Annotated in this window: 17 protein-coding genes; 7 read left to right on the top strand and 10 right to left on the bottom strand. The window is 43.9% G+C overall.

The window, feature by feature from the left end; all coding sequences use genetic code 11:
- Nucleotides 1–25: 25 nt before the first annotated feature.
- The 8 genes from benE to I6L24_RS11775 form a co-directional block, all read right to left on the bottom strand.
- Nucleotides 26–1,246, bottom strand: a complete 1,221-nt coding sequence (benE, locus tag I6L24_RS11810; RefSeq protein WP_216986054.1) for a benzoate/H(+) symporter BenE — start codon at nucleotides 1,244–1,246, stop codon at nucleotides 26–28.
- Between the two features lie 58 nt (nucleotides 1,247–1,304).
- Complete coding sequence (gene benD / locus I6L24_RS11805; RefSeq protein ID WP_005106868.1) at nucleotides 1,305–2,090, bottom strand: benzoate diol dehydrogenase BenD; 786 nt, start codon at nucleotides 2,088–2,090, stop codon at nucleotides 1,305–1,307.
- 17 nt (nucleotides 2,091–2,107) lie between these two features.
- Nucleotides 2,108–3,124, bottom strand: a complete 1,017-nt coding sequence (gene benC, locus I6L24_RS11800; protein ID WP_216986053.1) for a benzoate 1,2-dioxygenase electron transfer component BenC — start codon at nucleotides 3,122–3,124, stop codon at nucleotides 2,108–2,110.
- A 90-nt stretch (nucleotides 3,125–3,214) separates the two neighbouring features.
- Nucleotides 3,215–3,706 carry a benzoate 1,2-dioxygenase small subunit gene (gene benB / locus I6L24_RS11795; RefSeq protein WP_004647040.1) on the bottom strand — a complete coding sequence of 164 codons (492 nt, stop codon included), beginning with the start codon at nucleotides 3,704–3,706 and terminating at the stop codon, nucleotides 3,215–3,217.
- Nucleotides 3,703–5,091, bottom strand: coding sequence for a benzoate 1,2-dioxygenase large subunit (benA, locus tag I6L24_RS11790; protein ID WP_153566402.1), 1,389 nt, complete (start codon nucleotides 5,089–5,091; stop codon nucleotides 3,703–3,705). Before benA ends, benB begins: the two co-directional genes overlap by 4 nt.
- A gap of 71 nt (nucleotides 5,092–5,162) precedes the next feature.
- Complete coding sequence (gene catA / locus I6L24_RS11785; RefSeq protein WP_153566403.1) at nucleotides 5,163–6,083, bottom strand: catechol 1,2-dioxygenase; 921 nt, start codon at nucleotides 6,081–6,083, stop codon at nucleotides 5,163–5,165.
- 154 nt (nucleotides 6,084–6,237) lie between these two features.
- Nucleotides 6,238–6,528, bottom strand: a complete 291-nt coding sequence (gene catC / locus I6L24_RS11780; RefSeq protein WP_004647036.1) for a muconolactone Delta-isomerase — start codon at nucleotides 6,526–6,528, stop codon at nucleotides 6,238–6,240.
- Nucleotides 6,529–6,541: 13 nt separating this feature from the next.
- Nucleotides 6,542–7,651: a muconate/chloromuconate family cycloisomerase gene (locus tag I6L24_RS11775; RefSeq protein WP_004647035.1), complete on the bottom strand. Its 1,110-nt coding sequence runs from the start codon at nucleotides 7,649–7,651 to the stop codon at nucleotides 6,542–6,544.
- A 115-nt stretch (nucleotides 7,652–7,766) separates the two neighbouring features.
- On the opposite strand from I6L24_RS11775, the gene I6L24_RS11770 reads away from it, so the two are divergent.
- The 3 genes from I6L24_RS11770 to I6L24_RS11760 all read left to right on the top strand — a co-directional run bounded on the left by I6L24_RS11770 (nucleotide 7,767) and on the right by I6L24_RS11760 (nucleotide 11,713).
- Complete coding sequence (locus I6L24_RS11770) at nucleotides 7,767–8,678, top strand: LysR family transcriptional regulator (RefSeq protein WP_216986052.1); 912 nt, start codon at nucleotides 7,767–7,769, stop codon at nucleotides 8,676–8,678.
- Between the two features lie 230 nt (nucleotides 8,679–8,908).
- Nucleotides 8,909–10,282 (top strand): MFS transporter, encoded by a 1,374-nt coding sequence (locus I6L24_RS11765; protein ID WP_004731093.1) that lies wholly within the window; start codon nucleotides 8,909–8,911, stop codon nucleotides 10,280–10,282.
- A 108-nt stretch (nucleotides 10,283–10,390) separates the two neighbouring features.
- Nucleotides 10,391–11,713: a DcaP family trimeric outer membrane transporter gene (locus I6L24_RS11760; RefSeq protein ID WP_216986051.1), complete on the top strand. Its 1,323-nt coding sequence runs from the start codon at nucleotides 10,391–10,393 to the stop codon at nucleotides 11,711–11,713.
- Nucleotides 11,714–11,760: 47 nt separating this feature from the next.
- Here the strand turns inward: I6L24_RS11760 and I6L24_RS11755 are convergent, their stop codons facing one another.
- Nucleotides 11,761–13,182: an aminotransferase-like domain-containing protein gene (locus tag I6L24_RS11755; RefSeq protein ID WP_191112269.1), complete on the bottom strand. Its 1,422-nt coding sequence runs from the start codon at nucleotides 13,180–13,182 to the stop codon at nucleotides 11,761–11,763.
- A gap of 378 nt (nucleotides 13,183–13,560) precedes the next feature.
- Between I6L24_RS11755 and I6L24_RS11750 the strand changes: the two genes are divergently transcribed.
- From I6L24_RS11750 to I6L24_RS11735, 4 genes are all read left to right on the top strand, one after another.
- A complete protein-coding gene (locus I6L24_RS11750; RefSeq protein ID WP_191112270.1) occupies nucleotides 13,561–15,198 on the top strand; it encodes a long-chain-fatty-acid--CoA ligase in 1,638 nt (545 codons plus the stop codon).
- 298 nt (nucleotides 15,199–15,496) lie between these two features.
- A complete protein-coding gene (locus tag I6L24_RS11745) occupies nucleotides 15,497–16,519 on the top strand; it encodes a flavin reductase family protein (RefSeq protein WP_016807072.1) in 1,023 nt (340 codons plus the stop codon).
- Nucleotides 16,520–16,561: 42 nt separating this feature from the next.
- The gene (locus tag I6L24_RS11740) at nucleotides 16,562–17,728 is read left to right on the top strand and encodes a fatty acid desaturase family protein (protein ID WP_004647028.1); all 1,167 of its coding nucleotides are present in this window, start codon (nucleotides 16,562–16,564) and stop codon (nucleotides 17,726–17,728) included.
- Between the two features lie 258 nt (nucleotides 17,729–17,986).
- Nucleotides 17,987–18,337, top strand: a complete 351-nt coding sequence (locus tag I6L24_RS11735; RefSeq protein ID WP_004280391.1) for a hypothetical protein — start codon at nucleotides 17,987–17,989, stop codon at nucleotides 18,335–18,337.
- Nucleotides 18,338–18,406: 69 nt separating this feature from the next.
- Here I6L24_RS11735 and I6L24_RS11730 read toward each other — a convergent pair whose 3' ends face one another.
- Nucleotides 18,407–19,129 carry an HAD family hydrolase gene (locus tag I6L24_RS11730; protein WP_216986050.1) on the bottom strand — a complete coding sequence of 241 codons (723 nt, stop codon included), beginning with the start codon at nucleotides 19,127–19,129 and terminating at the stop codon, nucleotides 18,407–18,409.
- Nucleotides 19,130–19,187: the final 58 nt, after the last annotated feature.

The following is a 19,187-nucleotide window of genomic DNA, read 5'->3' as shown; positions in this document are numbered from 1 at the left end:
ACATATCCTAAACTGATGGATGTCTTTAAACTCGTTTTGAATCTGATGCTGTGACCGGAACTGCGTTACGGTTTTTCTGTGACAGCAGAAAATGCGCTACCAAGCCAATGCAAATTCCCCAAAAGACTGAACTCAGTCCCAAGAAATGCATGCCGGAAGCAGTCGCTAAAAAGGTGATGAGCGCTGCATCACGTTGCGACTCTTTGCCCATGGCCACGGAAATGTTGGTGGCAATCGCACCCAGCAATGCCAGTCCTGCCAAAGCCGCAATTAATTCCTTAGGCATCAGGCTAAACAGCATGACGATGCTGCCAGCAAATAAGCCGCCTAAAATGTAAAAAAGCCCATTCGCCACACCGGCGATATAACGCTTTTCTTTCAGCTCGTGCGCGTCTTTACCCAAACATAAAGCAGCCGTGATAGATGCCAGTACGATGGTAATACCACCGACACAGGCCACTGCAAGCGAGACAATACTGGTGGCACTGATAATCGGCTTGGCGGGCATGTCATAACCACTGAGTTTGATAATCGCCATTCCCGGTAAAAACTGGCCAGACAGGCTGACCAGGATGAGCGGGAGGGCCAGATTCAGGGTTGAACTCCAGGTCCATTCCGGTGCAATAAATTGCGGAATCGCCAGACTGAAATCTGCCGTGACCGGGTTAATTTTGCCCAGCAGCATGCTTAAAATCACACCTGCAACCAGCACCCAAACCATGGCATAGCGTGGACTGAAACGCTTGGCCAGCAAAAATACCGCCAGCATGCCAAAGACGATATAGGGCATGGTATCGGTCGCGGTAAACAACCCTAAACCAAACTGCAGTAAAATCCCCGCCATCATCCCGGCAGCGACTTCCTGGGGAATCCAGGACAGCAATTTGTCGAAATAACCGGTGATCCCAATGAAAAAAATCACCACAGCAGAGGTGATATAGGCAGCAACCGTTTCATTGAGCGAAATATCAGGAAACAGCGTGACTAATAAAGCTGTTCCGGGCGCAGACCAGGCGGTGACCACAGGTATTTTGTATTTAATGGATAAAAAGATACCTGCGAGCGCAGCACCAATAGAAATTCCCCAAATCCATGAAATCATCATGTCCGGGGAAACTTGAGCTTGCTGAGCCGCCTGGAAAAAAATGATCAGTGGCCCCGAATAGGAGATCAGCACTGCTAAAAATCCTGCAACAGTGGCTGAAATTGACCAATCATTTTTTAATGTCTGAAACAGAGTGTTCATTGGTGATGTGCCTCCTTGCGTCGAACCATGAGCCTGTTAAAAATCGTGATGATCAGGATTAGCCCTGATCACCACCACCGACCGGTACCACTGTACCTGTCATATAAGATGATTCATCGGAAGCCAGGAATACAATCGCATTCACTTGCTCCTGAATCGTACCGTAGCGACCCATAAACGTACGGTCAATGGTCTGATCAACCACTTGCTGCATCCATTCCTTTTCAGATTCAGTCAGTGGATTGGCATTGCGCGGTACTTTACGTGGCGGTGCTTCTGTACCACCAGTAGCAATGGCATTAACACGAATTCCATCTTTGGCATGTTCAAAGGCAAGGGAAGCGGTCAGGCCGTTCACACCACCTTTAGATGCTGAATATGGCACACGGTTAATGCCGCGTGTTGCAATAGAAGATACGTTTACAATGGTACCTTTCTGATTTTTAATCATTTCCGGAAGTACTGCACGGCAGCACCACAGCGTCGGGAACAACGAACGGTTCACTTCCTTGATAATTTCCTCTTCAGAAAATTCTTCGAAAGGTTTCATCCAGATCGCGCCACCGACGTTGTTGATGAGCGCATCAACACGACCATAGGTTTCTAGCGCTTTTTCAACGACTGATTGAGCACCAGCAAACGTTTCCAGATTGGCTTTGACGGTAATCGCATCACCGCCAGTGGCTTCAATTTCAGCCAGAACTTCTTCCACATAAGGGGAAAGGTCAGCCATGACGACTTGAGCACCTTCGCTCGCCACTTGCAGCGCGACACCACGACCGATGCCTTGCGCGGCACCGGTCACGATTACGACTTTATTTTCAAATCTTTGACGATTAGACATTGAACAAATTCCCTCTATTAGTTGGCAGAGAATTTTTCAAACAGGAAGCTTGCAGGTTTTACGCCTTCAGCATCCAGCCAGCCGCGAACCGCTTCAACCATTGGTACAGGGCCACACAGGTAGATGTCTACGTCGCCGCCATTTAGCCATTCGTTTTCGATATGACCGGTGACATAGCCTTTACGCTCATGTGCAGATTCTGGGTTAGCAACTACTGTACGGTATTCGAACCACGGGAATTTGTCTTGCAGTTCGTTCAGTTTTTCAATCGCTACCAAGTCGAAGTCATTGGTCACACCAAATACTAAACGCACTGGATGTTCTGAACCTTTTTCTTCCAGTACTTGCAGCATTGACATGAATGGTGCAATACCTGTACCACCAGCCAGCATCAATACTGGACGGGTCACAGGGCGTAGGTAGAAGCTACCAAATGGACCGGTGAAAGTCATTTTGTCACCAGCTTTGGCATTTTTACTTAAGAATTCACTCATTTTGCCGTTCGGTACATTACGTACTACGAAACCAGTTAAACGGTCGCTCGGTTTTGAGCTGAATGAATATGAACGGGTTTCAGCCGTGCCCGGAATTCCTACATTGACATATTGACCAGCAAGGAAGTGAATGTCTGGTTGACCTTCATCTAACTGGATGTCAAAAGTAATGGTCGAGTCAGACAGGTTTTCTACACGCGCCAGCGTACCCTGGAATTCATGAATTTCAGTTTTGCAGACTTCTGAAGAGGCCTGGATCTGGAACACTGCATCTGAAGTCGGTTTACATTGGCAAGCCAGAATAAAGCCTTCAGCGGCTTCTTCAGGTGTTAAAGCATCTTCAATATAAGTTTCTTCAGGCATGTCATAAGAACCTGATTCACAAAACGCACGACACGTTCCACAAGCACCATCACGGCAGTCCAAAGGAATATTGATCTTTTGACGGTAGGCTGCATCTGACAGTGTTTCACCATCTGAAACAGAAATAAAACGTGTAACGCCATCTTCAAATTGAAGTGCAACATTGTGGTTTGACATGGCTGAATATCCTATATAAATCTTTGTAACTGAGCCTTTCAGCCAATTTTCCATCTGACCGAAAGGCATAACCTAGCTGTATAAACAGTCTTAGAGGTGATAAATGTCGATAACCTGGTTGATGTAATCGTTTTTCAGTACCACGTATTTGCTTAAAATTTGCGGTTTATCGCCTGAGAAATCGATTTCATAACGAGACATACCGAAGTAGCTGTAACTTGTTTTGTAACGGAAGCTCAGAGTATTCCAGTTAAAACGTACAGTCACTTTGTCGCCATCACGTTCAACAATTTCAATATTGCTGATGTTATGGCAAGTACGTGTGTCCGGCATAGTTGCAGATGAACGTTCAGTCTTGATACGGAACACGCGGTCTTCTAAACCTTGACGGTCTGGATAATAAATCAACGAGATTTCAGACTGTGGATCTGTGGTCAGTTTGTCATCATCATCCCAAGCTGGCATCCAGAAAGATGCAGTAGGGGCATAACAAGTTAACCAGTCATCCCATTGTTCATCATCTAAAAAGCGAGCTTCTTGATACAGGAACTGAGCAATATTTTCTAAAGTGATGTCGCTCATGCGTTTTCTCCTTCAGTTGATGCTGCAATTTCTTTCTCAGTCGCAATACCTTTTTTGATCAATTCTAACCAGTACTGGTGCTGAGACAGGTATAGGCCTTCGTCTTCAGTTTTAATACCAGACAGTTTTGGTTTTAAACCGATTTCATTGGCAGCATCATCCGGACCTTGAATCCAGTGTTTAGAACCACGGCACATGTCGTTCCATTCCAGCGCGATACCGGCATAACCTGCCTGACAAGCACGGAACTCTTCAAGATCGTCTGGTGTCGCCATACCTGAAGCGTTAAAGAAATCTTCATACTGACGGATACGACGGGTACGCGCTTCAGGCTCTTCACCCACAGGCGCGATACAGTAAATCGTCACTTCAGTCTTATCGACAGAAATCGGGCGCAGGACACGGATTTGTGAACCGAACTGATCCATGAAGTAAACGTTTGGATAGATACACAGGTTACGTGAACGTTCGATCATCCACTTCGCCATAGCTTCGCCATATTGCGCAGTGTATTCATCTTTCTTGGCAAAGTTAGGACGGTCTTCCGGGTTAGCCCATTGAGTCCAAAGCAGCATATGACCGTGTTCAAAGCCGTAAGAACCACCGCCTTGTTTGCCCCATGCGCCTGCGCTCATGGCACGGATGTTGTCACCCGCCTGTTTTTCTTTACGTTGCTGAGTGGTTGCAGCATAGTTCCAATGTACAGCAGACACGTGATAACCATCAGCACCGTTTTCAGCAGTCAACTTCCAGTTACCTTCATAGGTATAAGTCGAAGAACCACGTAAAACTTCCAGACCTTGTTCAGACTGATCCACGATCATGTCAATGATTTTGGTCGCTTCACCCAGGTATTCTTCCAGAGCAGGGACATCCGGATTCAAGCTGCCGAACAGGAAACCTTTATAGCTTTCAAAACGCGCAACCTTTTTCAGGTCATGTGAACCGTCTTTGTTAAAGCAGTCTGAATAACCCGCTTCAGCCGGATCTTTAACTTTTAATAACTTGCCGGAGTTATTGAACGTCCAGCCATGGAATGGGCAAGTATAAGTTGCTTTATTGCCTTTCTTGTTACGGCATAATTGTGCACCGCGATGCGAACAGGCATTGATCATTGCATTCAGTTCACCTTGACGGTTACGCGCAATGATGATCGGCTGACGACCCATATAGGTAGTATAGAAGTCGTTATTGTTTGGAATCTGGCTTTCATGTGCTAGATAAACCCAGTTGCCTTCAAAGATGTATTTCATCTCAAGGTCAAACAGGGCCTGGTCTGTAAATACTGAACGGTGTAGTTTAAATTCACCAGATTCATAATCATCAACCAGTAATTCGTCAATGCGGTCTAAATGGCTGGTGTTAATTACGGGAATACGAGGCATGTCCTTTCTCCGACTTTCCAAGGGGGAAGTCAGCGGGATATATCTCAAGGCATATCCCGCTTCTTAATGTATTAAGCGCTAGCGCGGCGACGATCAACTTCAGTAGAAGGTGCGTCTTGTTTCTCTTTCACGAGTTCAATATCAAATTGAATGTGTTTGAAAGGACCGTTTAGACTACGTTTTGCAATTTCAGCTTCATCAGTCACGTCAACCGCAGTTGCAACCAAGCCTTCACGAGTAGCGAATGCAAAGTCATCCCACAGGTATTGGTCGCCTTCAATATTGAATTGAGTAGTCAGCTTGCGGTAGCCCGGTGCAGATACAAAGTAATGCACGTGTGATGGACGGTTACCGTGACGGCCTAATTTGTCCAGTACAAACTGAGTTGTACCTTCTGGAGGGCAGCCATAACCCACTGGCATTGTAGTCAATGCAGTATATTGACCATCGGCAGCGGTAATGATGCTGCGACGCAAGTTAAAGTCAGACTGTGACTTGTCAAAGAATGAGTAGTTGCCCAGGCTGTTTGCATGCCAGATTTCAACTTTGGCACCTTCAACACGGTTGCCGTCAGTATCCGTCACTGTACCTTCAATGATTAAAGTCGGGATTTTGCCTTCTTCAGAACCATCATCCATACGCGCAAAGCTTACAGTTTCAGGTGCGCCAGCGACATAAAGTGGGCCTTCAATCGTACGTGGCGTACCGCCAGTAATACCTGCTTTAGCATCCGCTTCATCAGCACGTAAGTCTAGGTAGTGTTCCAGACCCAAACCTGCAGCCAATAAACCTAATTCGTTCGCTTGACCGGCATCAGTAAAGTATTCCAGACCTTTCCACAGTTCTGACTGAGAAATATCAAGATCTTCGATCGCTTGGAAAAGGTCACCCAATAAACGCACAACAACTTGTTGTACACGTTCATCTACAGGACCTGTCGCTGTATCAACGTTCATTTGCTTAACTAATGCATCAATTTCTTGGCGATTCATACTATTGCTCCTAAAGTATGTCTTTCATCTTTTAGTGGCGCACTTTTTTAGCTTTCATTGGCTGGCTAAATCTGGCTGGCCACAATCCTTGTTGAGGTACCCTCTGTTTTCGATTCGGAAGGGGAATCCGGTGACTCCCAATCCGCTCATTTAATCAACTGTCGTCATCTCGAACTGAAGATGGGTGACGGTTTAATGCCATTACTTCAATATTCATATAAGGATAGAGAGGCAAGCCTTGTAGCAGGTTGTGCAACTCTTCATTGCTTTCAACATCAAAAATACTGATGTTTGAGTACTGGCCTGTGATGCGCCAGATATGACGCCATTTGCCTTGACGCTGCAATTCCTGCGAATAGGCTTTTTCAACAGCCTTAATTTCGTTTGCCTGTTCAACTGGCAGATCACGTGGAATGTTTACATCCATACGTACGTGGAAAAGCATGGGTTTCTCCTAATTACTGACGACGCAAGTTGTCAATCTTGTTTTCATCCAACTCAATCCCCAGACCTGGTCCTTTCGGAATCTCAAGTTCAAAGTTTTGATAGTTGAGTGGGGTTTTCAAAATATCTTCAGTCAGCAGTAGAGGACCAAACAGCTCGGTACCGAACGCCAGACTTTCAAAAGTAGAGAACACATGTGCCGAAGCAATCGTGCCCACCGGGCCTTCCAGCATGGTGCCGCCATACAGATCAATACCTGCAAGTTTGGCAATCTTGCCTACTTCGCAACCTTCAATCAGGCCACCCGACTGGGCAACTTTGACTGCAAATACAGAAGAACCGTTTTGTTTGGCAATCTCATACGCTGAGTGCGGGCCCATTAACGATTCGTCTGCCATGATGGCAACATCAAAACGTCGGGTCAGACGGCGCATAGCGTCCAGGTTATCAATTGCACATGGCTGTTCGATCAGATCAACACCGCCATCTTGCAATAACTGGATGCCTTTAATCGCTTCCAGTTCTGACCAGGCACGGTTCACATCGACACGGATCGAAACGTCTTTGCCTAAGGCTTTCTTAATTGCCAGCACATGTTCAACATCTTCTTCTACCGGACGAGAACCGATTTTCAGTTTGAAAATGTTGTGGCGTTTTGCCGCAACCATTTTCTCTGCTTCAGCAATATCTTTTTCGGTATTGCCAGAAGCCAATACCCAAAGAACTGGAATACTGTCACGTAAGCGGCCACCGAGGACTTCACTTAATGGCAAACCTAAACGTTGTGCCTGAATGTCTAAAAGTGCAGTCTGAATCGCACATTTGGCAAAACGGTTACCATTAATATTCTTTTTAATTGCTTGTAATGTCTGTGCAACATTTAAACCGGATAATGTTTTTAAAAGAGGCGCAAAATAAGTTTCAATATTTACTTTTACGCTTTCCGGGCTTTCATCACCATAACCTAAGCCACCGATAGTTGTTGCTTCACCCCAACCGATGTAACCATCTTCAGTGGTGATTTTGACCAATACCAGGGTCTGGGTTTGCATCGTCGCCACTGCCATCTTGTGAGGGCGAATGGTTGGGATTTCTACCAGCAAGGTTTCAACTGACTTATACATAATACGGGTTCACATTCTTGCTTTAATGCTTTGACTTGATATACCTTAAAAGAATAATGTTGATTGGTCTAAGATCGATTTAGCATTTTTTTATACTTTAAAGGTATTCAAAGCCATGGAACTCAGACATTTGCGTTATTTCGTTGCCGTCGTCGAAGAACAAAGTTTTACCAAAGCGGCAGAAAAACTGTTTATTGCTCAACCACCTTTGAGCCGACAGATCCAAAATCTAGAGCAAGAGCTCGATATTCAGCTATTTGAGCGTGGTAGCCGCCCGCTAAAAACCACCGAAGCCGGTCAATTTTTCTATCAGCACGCTGTTAAACTTTTGTCTAATGCTGAAGAAATAAAATCGATGACCAAACGGATTGGCATTGCTGATCGCACCATAACCATCGGTTTTGTTGGCTCTTTATTGTTTGGTTTGCTATCGCGTATTGTGTTTTTATTTAAGCAGCAACATCCCCAGCTCAAAATTGAGATGGTTGAAATGAATACTTCAGAGCAGATTCAGGCACTTAAGGAAGGGCGGATTGATGTCGGTTTTGGACGCTTGAGAATTTCAGATCCAGCAGTGAAACGGGTGTTGCTGCGTGAAGAAAGACTCATGGTCGCTGCGCATTCCAGCCATTTTCTCTCGCAACGAGATGGCGTGAACCTAGCTGAACTGGTGGATCAGCCACTCTTTTTATACCCGAATAATGGTAAGGCAAATTTTTCGACCCAGGTGCGCGGTATATTTTCCGAGTATGGTCTTGAACCGAAAAATATCCGGATTGTCCGTGAGTTACAGCTGGCACTGGGCTTTGTCGCTGCCGGAGAAGGCGTCTGCATCGTACCGGAAAGCGCACAAAACATTAAATTAGCCCATCTTAACTTTGTACCTCTAGCAGATGCTTTTGCGGTGAGTCCTGTCTTTATGGCCATGCGCAATATGGATGAAAGCGAATACATCCGTTACCTGTTTGATGCTGTGTATCAAGTCTATGATCTTGAAGCGCTAAAATACGATCGATCGGTATTTTAATCGCTAAAAATCGTGTGAATGATATAGCACCAAAAACCGATGAGGACGTGATAAAAACAACCTGTTTTAGAAAACATAATGATTGAGTAATATATTTATTAATTAATTGAATAGTTTAATTTGACCCAGACCTTATAGGTATAAAGCCATGCCTATTCAGTTTTAGACATTTTTTCCTATTTTCTGCATTGTGAGCAGCATAAGTTGAACTTCACAATTAGGAGGTGGAGATGTCTACAAATAAAGTGAATATAAATACGCTGATTGATGAAGCGAAATTCACACCCTTTCATTGGGGCGTTTTGATCTGGTGTTTGCTGATTATTATCTTTGACGGTTATGACCTGGTCATCTATGGGGTGGCATTGCCGCTGCTGATGCAAGAATGGTCGCTAAGTGCGGTACAAGCGGGAATGCTGGCCAGTACAGCCTTATTCGGGATGATGTTTGGTGCCATGAGTTTCGGTACTTTATCCGATAAACTTGGCCGTAAAAAAACCATCATGATCTGTGTGGCGATTTTTAGTGGATTTACCTTTATCGGTGCCTTTGCTACATCACCAGTCGAATTCGGAATTTTACGTTTCCTGGCTGGCCTTGGAATTGGCGGTGTCATGCCTAACGTCGTGGCATTGATGACCGAATATGCGCCTAAACGCATCCGCAGTACGCTGGTTGCCCTGATGTTTAGTGGTTATGCCATTGGCGGGATGACTTCTGCACTATTGGGTGCATGGTTGGTGCCACAATTTGGCTGGAAAATCATGTTCCTGCTTGCAGGCGTTCCATTACTCATCTTGCCGATTCTATGGAAATATCTGCCAGAATCCCTGATGTACCTGACCAACAAACAACAGACGGCTCAAGCACACGATATTATTCAAAAGATCTCTCCAACACAGGTCATCACCAGTGACACCCAGTTTGTACTGAATGAAGTACAAAAAGGGGATGAGGCGCCATTAAAAGCACTCTTTCAACAAGGCCGTAGCTTCAGTACCTTTATGTTCTGGCTGGCATTCTTTATGTGCCTGTTGATGGTCTACGCATTGGGTAGCTGGTTGCCAAAACTGATGATTCAGGCAGGTTACTCGCTGGGTGCAAGTATGATCTTCCTGTTCGCCCTGAATATTGGTGGAATGGTAGGTGCCATTGGTGGTGGATATCTCGCAGATAAATTCCATATCAAAAAAGTCCTGACCATTATGTTCTTATGCGGTGCCATTGCATTGATTCTACTTGGTTTTAACAGTCCACAATTCGTGTTGTATACCTTGATTGCTGTGGCAGGCGCTGCAACGATTGGCTCACAAATTCTGCTCTATACCTTCGTGGCACAGTATTATCCATCGACGGTACGTTCTACCGGTATGGGCTGGGCATCAGGTATTGGACGTATTGGTGCAATTGTTGGGCCGGTCCTCACTGGTGCTTTATTAACCATGAATTTACCGCATCAAATGAACTTCTTTGCAATTGCGATTCCTGGCGTAATCGCTGCGCTGGCAATTTTCCTGGTGAACTTAAAAACTTCCGTAGATGGCCAAGCCCTTGCAACACCTGATGTGAAGCCGAATCCATTGGCAAAAGAAGCGACACATTAAGTTAGATTTCAATCAATAAAGATAATATTTCCAATGATATAGATCGCCATCGTAACGGGTGGTGATCTGTTGCTAGAATCGAAACGCATAATAAAAAGCGAGTTTAGGATGAACACGACACAATTATTTAATCAACCAACAATCACATTCAAACGCACAGTTCTGATGAGCATGATGGCAATGAGTTTAGGGGGCATCAGCTTGTCGACTCAAGCACAAACCTCAGCTCAGTCGAATCAGCAGGAAATTGAACAACTGCGCCAGGAAGTTCAGGCTCTACGCGCACTGGTTGAGCAACAGCAAAGACAAACGGCTGTGGTCACTGCACATGTTGCAGCAACACCTGCTCCAGCAAGCAAACCCGTCATGAAAATTGCCAGTGGTGCCGAATTTAATCTTTATGGAAATATTCGTGCCGATGCCTCTTATCAGGCTGAAGGTGGTTCAGCAGCACGTATGTATAACCAGATTAATGCTGTACCTTTAGAAGGTGTCGGTGAGCGTAGTGATGAATTTAAATCTACTCTGGCTGCAACCCGTTTAGGCATGGATTTTAAAGCACCAGTCGGTGCTGGAGATAAAGCTTTAAGCGGTAAAGTTGAAGTGGATTTTCTGGGCGGCGCAAGCTTTGATAATTTGCGTATCCGTCATGCTTATATCAGCTATGCCAACTGGTTGATCGGTCAAACCTGGTCTAACTTTGCGGTGCCAGATTATATTCCGGAAACTGTAGATGCATTAGTTTACGCCGGTGGTTCAATTAAACGGACACCTCAGATTCGTCATACCAGTACTTTGAGTCCAGCGACCAATCTGGTGTTTGCAGTAGAAGATCCGAAAGATGGGACCATTACGGGAATCAAACAGCGTTTACCGGCTTTAACTGCACGCTTAAACCACAAATTTGCGGATAATCTTTCTGTTAGCGCGCGTGCGATGGGGAATGAAAAACGCGTGAATGAAGATGAAAAAACTGCATGGGGTGTAGGTTTAGGCGCGAAATATGAGTTTGTTTTAGGCACTAGCCTTAAGGCAGATTATTATCATGTCAAAGGTGATAGCAGTTTTGTCTCTTATGCAAATACGGGTGTGATTACCGCTGCAAATGGCGATTTATTACAAAGCGAATTTGATTCAATTTCAGTTGGCCTGACTCAGCAGTTTAATGACAAATTGCGCGGTACCTTGGGTTATGGCTATATGAATTTTGATGAAGATCAGGCTTATATCAATGCAGTCACTGACAAGACCAAAGCCAATAAAGACTTATGGCAAGCTTGGGCTAACGTGTTCTATAGTCCAACCAAGCCTTTAAGTTTCGGTCTCGAATATGTCTATGGTGAACGTGAAGCTTTGGCTGCTGCTACACCAAATGGCAGCACTACAGGTGAAGATAACCGTATTAATGCGGTTGCTATTTACAACTTCTAAGACTCCTTTCATAAGAAAGTCTGATCTGTAACAGAAGCGTGGATGAATTAATCCGCGCTTTTGCTATTTTGAAGAATGGTTTCTGTCAGCAGATTGACTGCATTTTCAATATTGGCTGTCCATTCAAACGAACAATTCAGCCGAATATAATGTTGGCTGGTAGGCTCAGGCTTAAACAGCAGTGCAGGGGCAACTGAAATATGTTGTTGAAGCAATTGTTCATAGAGCTGCTGGGCATCAACTTCTTTAGGTAATTCAATCCAGAGAAAATAACCACTGGAATAATAATAAATTTCACAGATGCTTCCCAAACGTGCTTTGAGTTCCTGATAAAATTTCTTTTTATATTTTTCCAGATGCTGCCTTAAATGCCGCAAATGTTTTTCATAATGATGATGTGAAATAAATTCGACCAGCGCATTTTGAAGTAAGGGACTGACTGTTAAAGTGCTCATGAGCTGTAAGTGCTGAATGGCATCGGAAAATGGGCCGGCATACACCCAACCGACGCGTGCACCCATCCCCAGCGTTTTCGAAAATGAGGCGCAGTGCAAAACCATCTGATGCCGATCAAAATATTTAACCGGTAGCGGTTTGGATGAACCATAATTTAATTCCTGATAAACATCATCTTCGATTAAATACACCTGATATTCATACAAGAGTTCCGCAATTCTTTGTTTGATTTCAGAACTGACGGTAAAGCCAATCGGATTATGGGCATTCAGCATCAGCCAGCACACCTTGATCGGATACTGTTTTAAAGCCTGTTCAAATGATTCCAGATCAAAGCCAAACTGTGGATGTTCCGGAATCGTAATCACCTGTAATCCCAGACGCTCGGCTGCCTGCCAGGCACCATAAAATATGGTTTGCTGTAGCAGAATAAAATCACCGGGTTGGGTTAAGGCCTGTAAAGACAGATTCAATGCTTCTAGTGCACCGGATGTAATGACAATGTCATCTTGATTGCAGGTAACTCCTTGTAATTGATAACGGTTGGCAATCAGTTGCCGCAAGTTCTGATTGCCGGGCGGCATATGATTCTGGTTGTTATAACTGCTTTTTCTTTTGGCCTGCTGCGCCAGAATCTGCATAAATTTGGCGTTATATAACAGCTCTGCATTGGGAAAGGCAGAACCAAAAGGCACAATCTCTGCTGACTGAGTCGATTTTAAATAATTAAATACCACCGAATTGATTTGAATTTTAGGATTTAAACCAATCTGGGCGGACTGTTTGCTATTGAGCAGAGCTTGAGTGTGTTCTGCAACGTAATAGCCCGATTTGTCTTTGGCATAGACCAGACCTTGTGCTTCAAGTTCCTGGTAAGCATTGAGTACCGTCATCAGGCTATAACCAGATAATTGGGTCTGTTCGCGAAGTGAAGGCAATTTTTCATGTGCCTTCCATACACCGTTTTCAATCATCTGACGGATATTCTGTGCCAGTTTTTCAGACTTATACATACACTTTCTTGAACTAAAACTGTTCTAGTTATTTTGATTTATAGCACATTTTAAGGTACTTAATATAACAAAAGGGAGGAAGAGGAGTGTTGTCATTCTATTTTTTAAGCTTGAGTCTTGATGCACGACAATTAAAGTGAAAATCAGATCTCAGATTTTCTGTGTAAATATTATCTCTACGTAAATCGTATTCCCATTTTTATACGCCTCAGTCACTTGGCTTAATTTGTCACAATTCGATACTTACAAAGTTAGATTTCCTTGCTAAATTCGATCCACATGATGATAAAAAGTAAGTTACGGTTTCAGATCGAGCCATCATGCAATATAACAACGATACGCAAATACGGACCAATAACAAGCACAAAGGAGTGGAGAATGCTCGGAAATATGATGTTTCAGCCTTTACTGATCAGCAGCATGATTGAACATGCAGGACGCTATCATGCCGATACCGAGGTAATTTCCAAAAATACCGATACCACTATTACAGTGACCAATTGGGGAGAAATTCATCAAAACTCGAAACGTTTTGCCAATGCATTACAACAACTCGGCTTGGCGCAGGGAGATCGGGTCGCGACCATTGCCTGGAATAATCATCGCCATTTAGAGTCCTGGTATGCCATTTCTGGCAGCGGCTTAGTCTGTCATACCATTAACCCGCGCTTATTTCCGGAACAGCTGATTTTTATTATGAATGATGCTGCGGATCGCGTGGTGCTGTTCGATAAAACATTTGTCCCTTTAATTAAAGCCGTGAAAGCGCTGTTGAGCTCAGTCGAGCATTTTATCTGTCTGGATGGGGCTGATCCGGCAGTTAGAGAAGCGATTCCGGAAGTTCAGTTTTATGATGATCTGATTGCCGGCCAAAATGCAGATTTTGAGTGGCCAACACTTGATGAAAACTCGGCAAGCTCTCTGTGTTATACCTCAGGAACTACGGGCAATCCCAAAGGTGTACTGTTTAGCCATCGTTCTACGGTATTACATAGCTATGCCATCATTTTACCTGACTCCTTAAATGTCTCGGCTGCCGACATTATGTTGCCTGTGGTGCCGATGTTCCATGTAAATGCGTGGGGCACTCCGTATGCCGCTGCAATGGTCGGATGCACTTTGGTTCTTCCTGGACCGGGTCTGGATGGCACCAGTCTGGTCAACCTGATTGATACTTATCAGGTTTCGGTAGCACTTGGCGTACCGACCATCTGGCAAGGTTTGATTGCGGCCGCAAATCAGTCAGGTTCTAAATTGGAAAGCTTAAAACGCAATGTGGTTGGCGGATCTGCATGCCCACCGGCCATGCTAAGGGCTTTCAAAGAACAGTTTAATTGTGAAACGATCCATGCCTGGGGCATGACAGAAATCAGTCCATTAGGTACAGCGAATCAGCTCAAGACCAAACATTTGCATCTGTCTGATGAAGAAAAATTACAGATTCGTCTATCCCAAGGTCGTCCACCATTCGGGGTTGACCTACGTTTGACTGATGCAGAAAAAGGGATGCATGAAATTGAACGTGATGGACAGACCACAGGAAATTTACAAGTGAAAGGGCATTGGGTCATCAGCCATTATTTCGGCAAAGAAGAGTCTGCACTGACTGCTGACGGCTGGTTTGATACCGGCGATATTGCTACGCTGGATCAGGATGGCTTTATGAAACTCAGTGACCGTTCTAAAGATCTAATCAAGTCTGGCGGAGAATGGATTTCATCGGTGGAGCTGGAAAATATTGCCATGGGACATCCGGAAATTGCGATGGCTGCCGTGATTGCCGCCCAGCATCCTAAATGGGATGAGCGCCCGGTATTGATTGCCATTAAAAAGCCGGACAGCCAGCTAAGTGAAACTGATCTGCTGGATTATTATGCGGACAAGGTAGCCAAATGGCAGATTCCAGACCGAGTCGTATTTGTTGATGCGATTCCACTCAGTGGTACTGGTAAAATGCTGAAAAAAGATCTGCGTGAATTATATGGGACTATTCTTTTGGAGCAGGCAGCAGGTTAAAGCGTCATTTAATCTGAAAATCCCTACATGAAGTCAAAAAACTGATCTCGAATAGAGGTCAGTTTTTTTATGTACAGGCTAAGCAGCGTTGTCTGTTTAAAAATGCTTTTTCTCAATCCATATAGTCTTGATCGATACTTTTAGATGATATTGTCCGACAAAAAGTCATATTATATGGCTTAGGCACATAATTTGACCTGTATTGACATGGTCTGAATGTGAGAATTCTTTATCCTGAGCAATATAATAATTAGACAGTTGTACATTAATGAAACTGTCTGCGGATAAGGGGATAAAAATGACAAGCATGCCAACCTATCAGCCGCATTGGATCCGGGAAGATTTCATTGATTTTATTGGTGAAAAAATCCATCCAACTTGGGCAATCAAAAAAGTTAAGGCTGCCGTTATGGGCATTCAAGCCATCAGCCCTGACTTTTTCAAAATTCACTTACGTCCAAATCATAATTTTAAAGCCAAGTCATTTCAGGCCGGCCAGAATATTGCAGTGACTGTTAGACTCGATGGCATACGACATCAGCGACATTATTCTGTGGTGACGGTATTGAAAAATGGTGATCTGATCATTGCGGTTAAACAGCAGGGTAAAGTGTCACGTGCCTTAAGTCTGATGCAAATTGGTGCGGTGGTTGAAATATCTCAGCCCCAAGGTGAGTTCACATTGCAAAAATCCACCCAGCCGATTTTATTCCTGGCTTCAGGTAGTGGTATTACCGCCATTTACTCCTTGCTGCAAAAAGCAGTCATTCAGTCTCTGGAACAGATCGACCTGATTTATTTCACTCGAGATGATGCCTTTCATGCTGAACTGAAAACATTGGCTCTTATGCATCCAAACTTGAAATATCACCATTTCAATACCGTGGAACACCAGCAGCATCTGACGCAGAGCTTATTGCAAGAGCTGGTGCCAGACTTTGCAGAACGAAAAATTTATGCTTGTGGCTCCGCCGGGATGATGAAGGCCGCACTTCGCATCGTTGATAAACTGGAATTGAAATCCAATTTTCATTCGGAATATTTCCAGATTGTGGTCGATGAAAAAATTAAAGCACAGCCGGTACGGTTTTTAAGATCGCAGCAGGAATTTCAAGCCCAGTCCAACTTACTGGAAAGTGCCGAAAAATCCGGCTTGAGACCAGCGCATGGCTGCCGAATGGGTATCTGCAATACCTGTTCCTGTACCAAGGTCAGTGGTTCGGTACGAAATGTCCTGACCGGTGAAATTGATCATGGTAATAATACCCAGATCAAACTGTGCATTTCTCAGGCAGTGAGTCCTGTGGTGATTAATTTATAAACTATTGATAAGCCATTAATTAAACTATAAGAAGGTGCTCCCATGAATATGCAAATTGATTTTAAACGACATAGCAAAAGCCAATTTCTTAGTCCTGAACAGATTGAGGAATTCGGTGCCAAAGTCGATGCGATCCGCCGCGAGGTCATGGATGATCTGGGGGAAAAAGACGCCGAATATATTTATAAAATCCGCAACTTTGTCCGCTATAGCGAAATTGCCTCACGCGGCATGCTGATGTTTGCCGGTTGGTTGCCACCGGTATGGCTGGCGGGGACAGGTCTGCTCGGTCTTTCCAAAATCGTGGAAAATATGGAACTCGGTCACAATGTCATGCATGGCCAGTTCGACTGGATGAACGATCCGAGTCTGAACGGTGCGACCTATGATTGGGATACGATTTCAACCGGCGATGACTGGAAATATACGCACAACTATATTCATCATACCTATACCAATATCGTCGGAATGGATCATGATGTCGGTTATGGTCTGATTCGGGTCAGTGAATCGCAAAAGTGGGAACCACGCTTTCTGTTTAATATTCCACTGGGCATTCAGTTAATGGTATTTTTCGAATGGTATGTTGGCTTGCAACGCCTGCATCTGGAAGATGTGATTGCTTATAAAACAAAGACCTGGAAAGAAGTCTGGGAAGAGGCAGCACCTTTGCGCCAAAAAATGCGCCGTCAGGTGTTAAAAGATTATGTATTTTTTCCGATCATTGCCGGGCCAAATGCCATTCCGGTATTTACCGGAAATGCGGTGGCCAATGTGATTCGCAGTCTATGGGCTTCTGCCGTCATTTTTAACGGTCATTTCACTGAAGATGCTGAAACCTTTGAAATGGACAATACCGACAATGAAACCCGTGCCGAGTGGTATTTACGCCAGATTCGCGGTTCGAGCAATTTTAGTGGAACAACTTGGCTACATATCTTGAGTGGTAATTTGAGTCATCAGATTGAGCATCATCTATTCCCGGACATGCCCGCCAATCGCTATGCGCAGGTTGCGCCAAAAATCAAAGCGCTCTGTGCAGAATATGGTATTCACTATAACGAAGCCAGCTTCATGAAACAGTTTTCTACAGTGTGGGTAGGTCTGGCTAAATGTTCTCTACCGAATCACTGGACTGAGCAGGTGGTTGAAAAAACCCATGCTGCCAAATCTGTATTCAACTACTTTAAAGCGAAACTATTGTCATAATTTTTAAGCTTTACTTATTCACCATTTTGGTACTCCTCAATAGATTTGGATGGTCTATTGAGGAATTTTTTTTAAGTTTTATCAGATTTAATATCATTAGAATAATCCTGTTATGAATAAAATATGGATACAGATTTCAAAAAATGACGAAAGCAAAACAGATCCAGTACTGCTGAAACGCTTTGCCTACAACAACCTGCTTCAGCTCTAAAGGCTTCTCTCTATAATGGCCGCGTCGTTACACTCAAGGTCTCAGTTTTGAAACATCTTAAATATTTTTCAGCAATTCCATTATTAGTACTTTTAACTGCTTGTAACACCACTGAAGCACCCGCACCAGATTATCAGGGCAACTGGAAAAACACCGTGGAAAATCCAAAACTTGAAAATATTCTGGTTATTTCAAAAAATGGTGAAAATTATCTGATTACCAATACGATCAAAGATAAGGAAACCGGTAAAACCGAGAAAAAGAATCCAATGCCCGCTGCAGTGAACGAAAATGGCATGCTTCAGTTGAACGCAGGTGCAGGTATGGTCGATTTTGCAATCGATGAGAAAACCGGAAATCTGGTTGGTTCAGGCTCAATCTATAAAAAAGCCAAATAGTCAGCAAGATTTTTAAGCCACAAATAGTATTCAAGATGTCATGAACAAGGATGCTTCATGGCATCTTTTTTAGTGGATGTTGTTATTGAATGAACTTAATAATTCAGCAAAATTTTCGACATAATAATTTGCTTTGGCTTTGATCAAATCTATTTCATGAGCGGAGTGCTGGTCATAAATTCCCACTACCTCGATGCCCGCATGATTTGCTGCTTCTACACCGACTAGAGAGTCTTCAATAATTAGACATTCCTCAGGTCGAAGGTTAAAGGCTTGCAAAACATTCAGATAAACTTCGGGATGAGGCTTAATGTTCTGGACATTTTCACGTGTGAGAATCAAGGCAAAATCATCCTCAAAGCTGATTTTAGAATTAATATTTCGATTGTTATCCTGATAGCGCTGTACATTGAATAAACTGGTGGTGGTGGTCAAAGCCAGAGATATCTGTTGCTGTTTTAAAGCCTGAATCAGGAGGTCTGCCTGAGGTTTTAACTCGACGATATGATCCAGAAAATGTCGGGAAATTGTATAACGACGATTTTTTACTTCTTCTTTAACTGGTTCAAAATCGTATTGTTCTTTTAAAAATCCACAATATTCCAGATAAGGATCTGGTCTATGTCTCAAGGCGGTAAGTTGAAGATCGCGCTGTTGCTGAATCTCATGTAAATCGACTTTTCTGTTGGAGAGCTCATCAATCAGGGCTGCATCGACCTGATTCCAGATGCCTACAGAATCAATCAACGTACCATCCAGATCAAAACAGACCAGCTTTTTATCCTGAAACATATAAGATTTCTCTGTATTTTTACCATTTATTGGGTGTGGCTGAGTATATCGCATACGA

Source organism: Acinetobacter lwoffii (assembly GCF_019048525.1).
Classification (GTDB): Bacteria; Pseudomonadota; Gammaproteobacteria; order Pseudomonadales; family Moraxellaceae; genus Acinetobacter; species Acinetobacter lwoffii_K.
The sequence above is the reverse complement of the archived record's forward strand: the minus strand, read 5'-3'. Positions and strand labels throughout refer to the sequence as shown.

What these genes read in the sequence shown, in the direction of transcription:
- benE (WP_216986054.1), bottom strand. Translation starts at nt 1,246, where the DNA reads ATGAACACTCTGTTTCAGACATTAAAAAATGATTGGTCAATTTCAGCC.
- benD (WP_005106868.1), bottom strand. Translation starts at nt 2,090, where the DNA reads ATGTCTAATCGTCAAAGATTTGAAAATAAAGTCGTAATCGTGACCGGT.
- benC (WP_216986053.1), bottom strand. Translation starts at nt 3,124, where the DNA reads ATGTCAAACCACAATGTTGCACTTCAATTTGAAGATGGCGTTACACGT.
- benB (WP_004647040.1), bottom strand. Translation starts at nt 3,706, where the DNA reads ATGAGCGACATCACTTTAGAAAATATTGCTCAGTTCCTGTATCAAGAA.
- benA (WP_153566402.1), bottom strand. Translation starts at nt 5,091, where the DNA reads ATGCCTCGTATTCCCGTAATTAACACCAGCCATTTAGACCGCATTGAC.
- catA (WP_153566403.1), bottom strand. Translation starts at nt 6,083, where the DNA reads ATGAATCGCCAAGAAATTGATGCATTAGTTAAGCAAATGAACGTTGAT.
- catC (WP_004647036.1), bottom strand. Translation starts at nt 6,528, where the DNA reads ATGCTTTTCCACGTACGTATGGATGTAAACATTCCACGTGATCTGCCA.
- I6L24_RS11775 (WP_004647035.1), bottom strand. Translation starts at nt 7,651, where the DNA reads ATGTATAAGTCAGTTGAAACCTTGCTGGTAGAAATCCCAACCATTCGC.
- I6L24_RS11770 (WP_216986052.1), top strand. Translation starts at nt 7,767, where the DNA reads ATGGAACTCAGACATTTGCGTTATTTCGTTGCCGTCGTCGAAGAACAA.
- I6L24_RS11765 (WP_004731093.1), top strand. Translation starts at nt 8,909, where the DNA reads ATGTCTACAAATAAAGTGAATATAAATACGCTGATTGATGAAGCGAAA.
- I6L24_RS11760 (WP_216986051.1), top strand. Translation starts at nt 10,391, where the DNA reads ATGAACACGACACAATTATTTAATCAACCAACAATCACATTCAAACGC.
- I6L24_RS11755 (WP_191112269.1), bottom strand. Translation starts at nt 13,182, where the DNA reads ATGTATAAGTCTGAAAAACTGGCACAGAATATCCGTCAGATGATTGAA.
- I6L24_RS11750 (WP_191112270.1), top strand. Translation starts at nt 13,561, where the DNA reads ATGCTCGGAAATATGATGTTTCAGCCTTTACTGATCAGCAGCATGATT.
- I6L24_RS11745 (WP_016807072.1), top strand. Translation starts at nt 15,497, where the DNA reads ATGACAAGCATGCCAACCTATCAGCCGCATTGGATCCGGGAAGATTTC.
- I6L24_RS11740 (WP_004647028.1), top strand. Translation starts at nt 16,562, where the DNA reads ATGAATATGCAAATTGATTTTAAACGACATAGCAAAAGCCAATTTCTT.
- I6L24_RS11730 (WP_216986050.1), bottom strand. Translation starts at nt 19,129, where the DNA reads ATGTTTCAGGATAAAAAGCTGGTCTGTTTTGATCTGGATGGTACGTTG.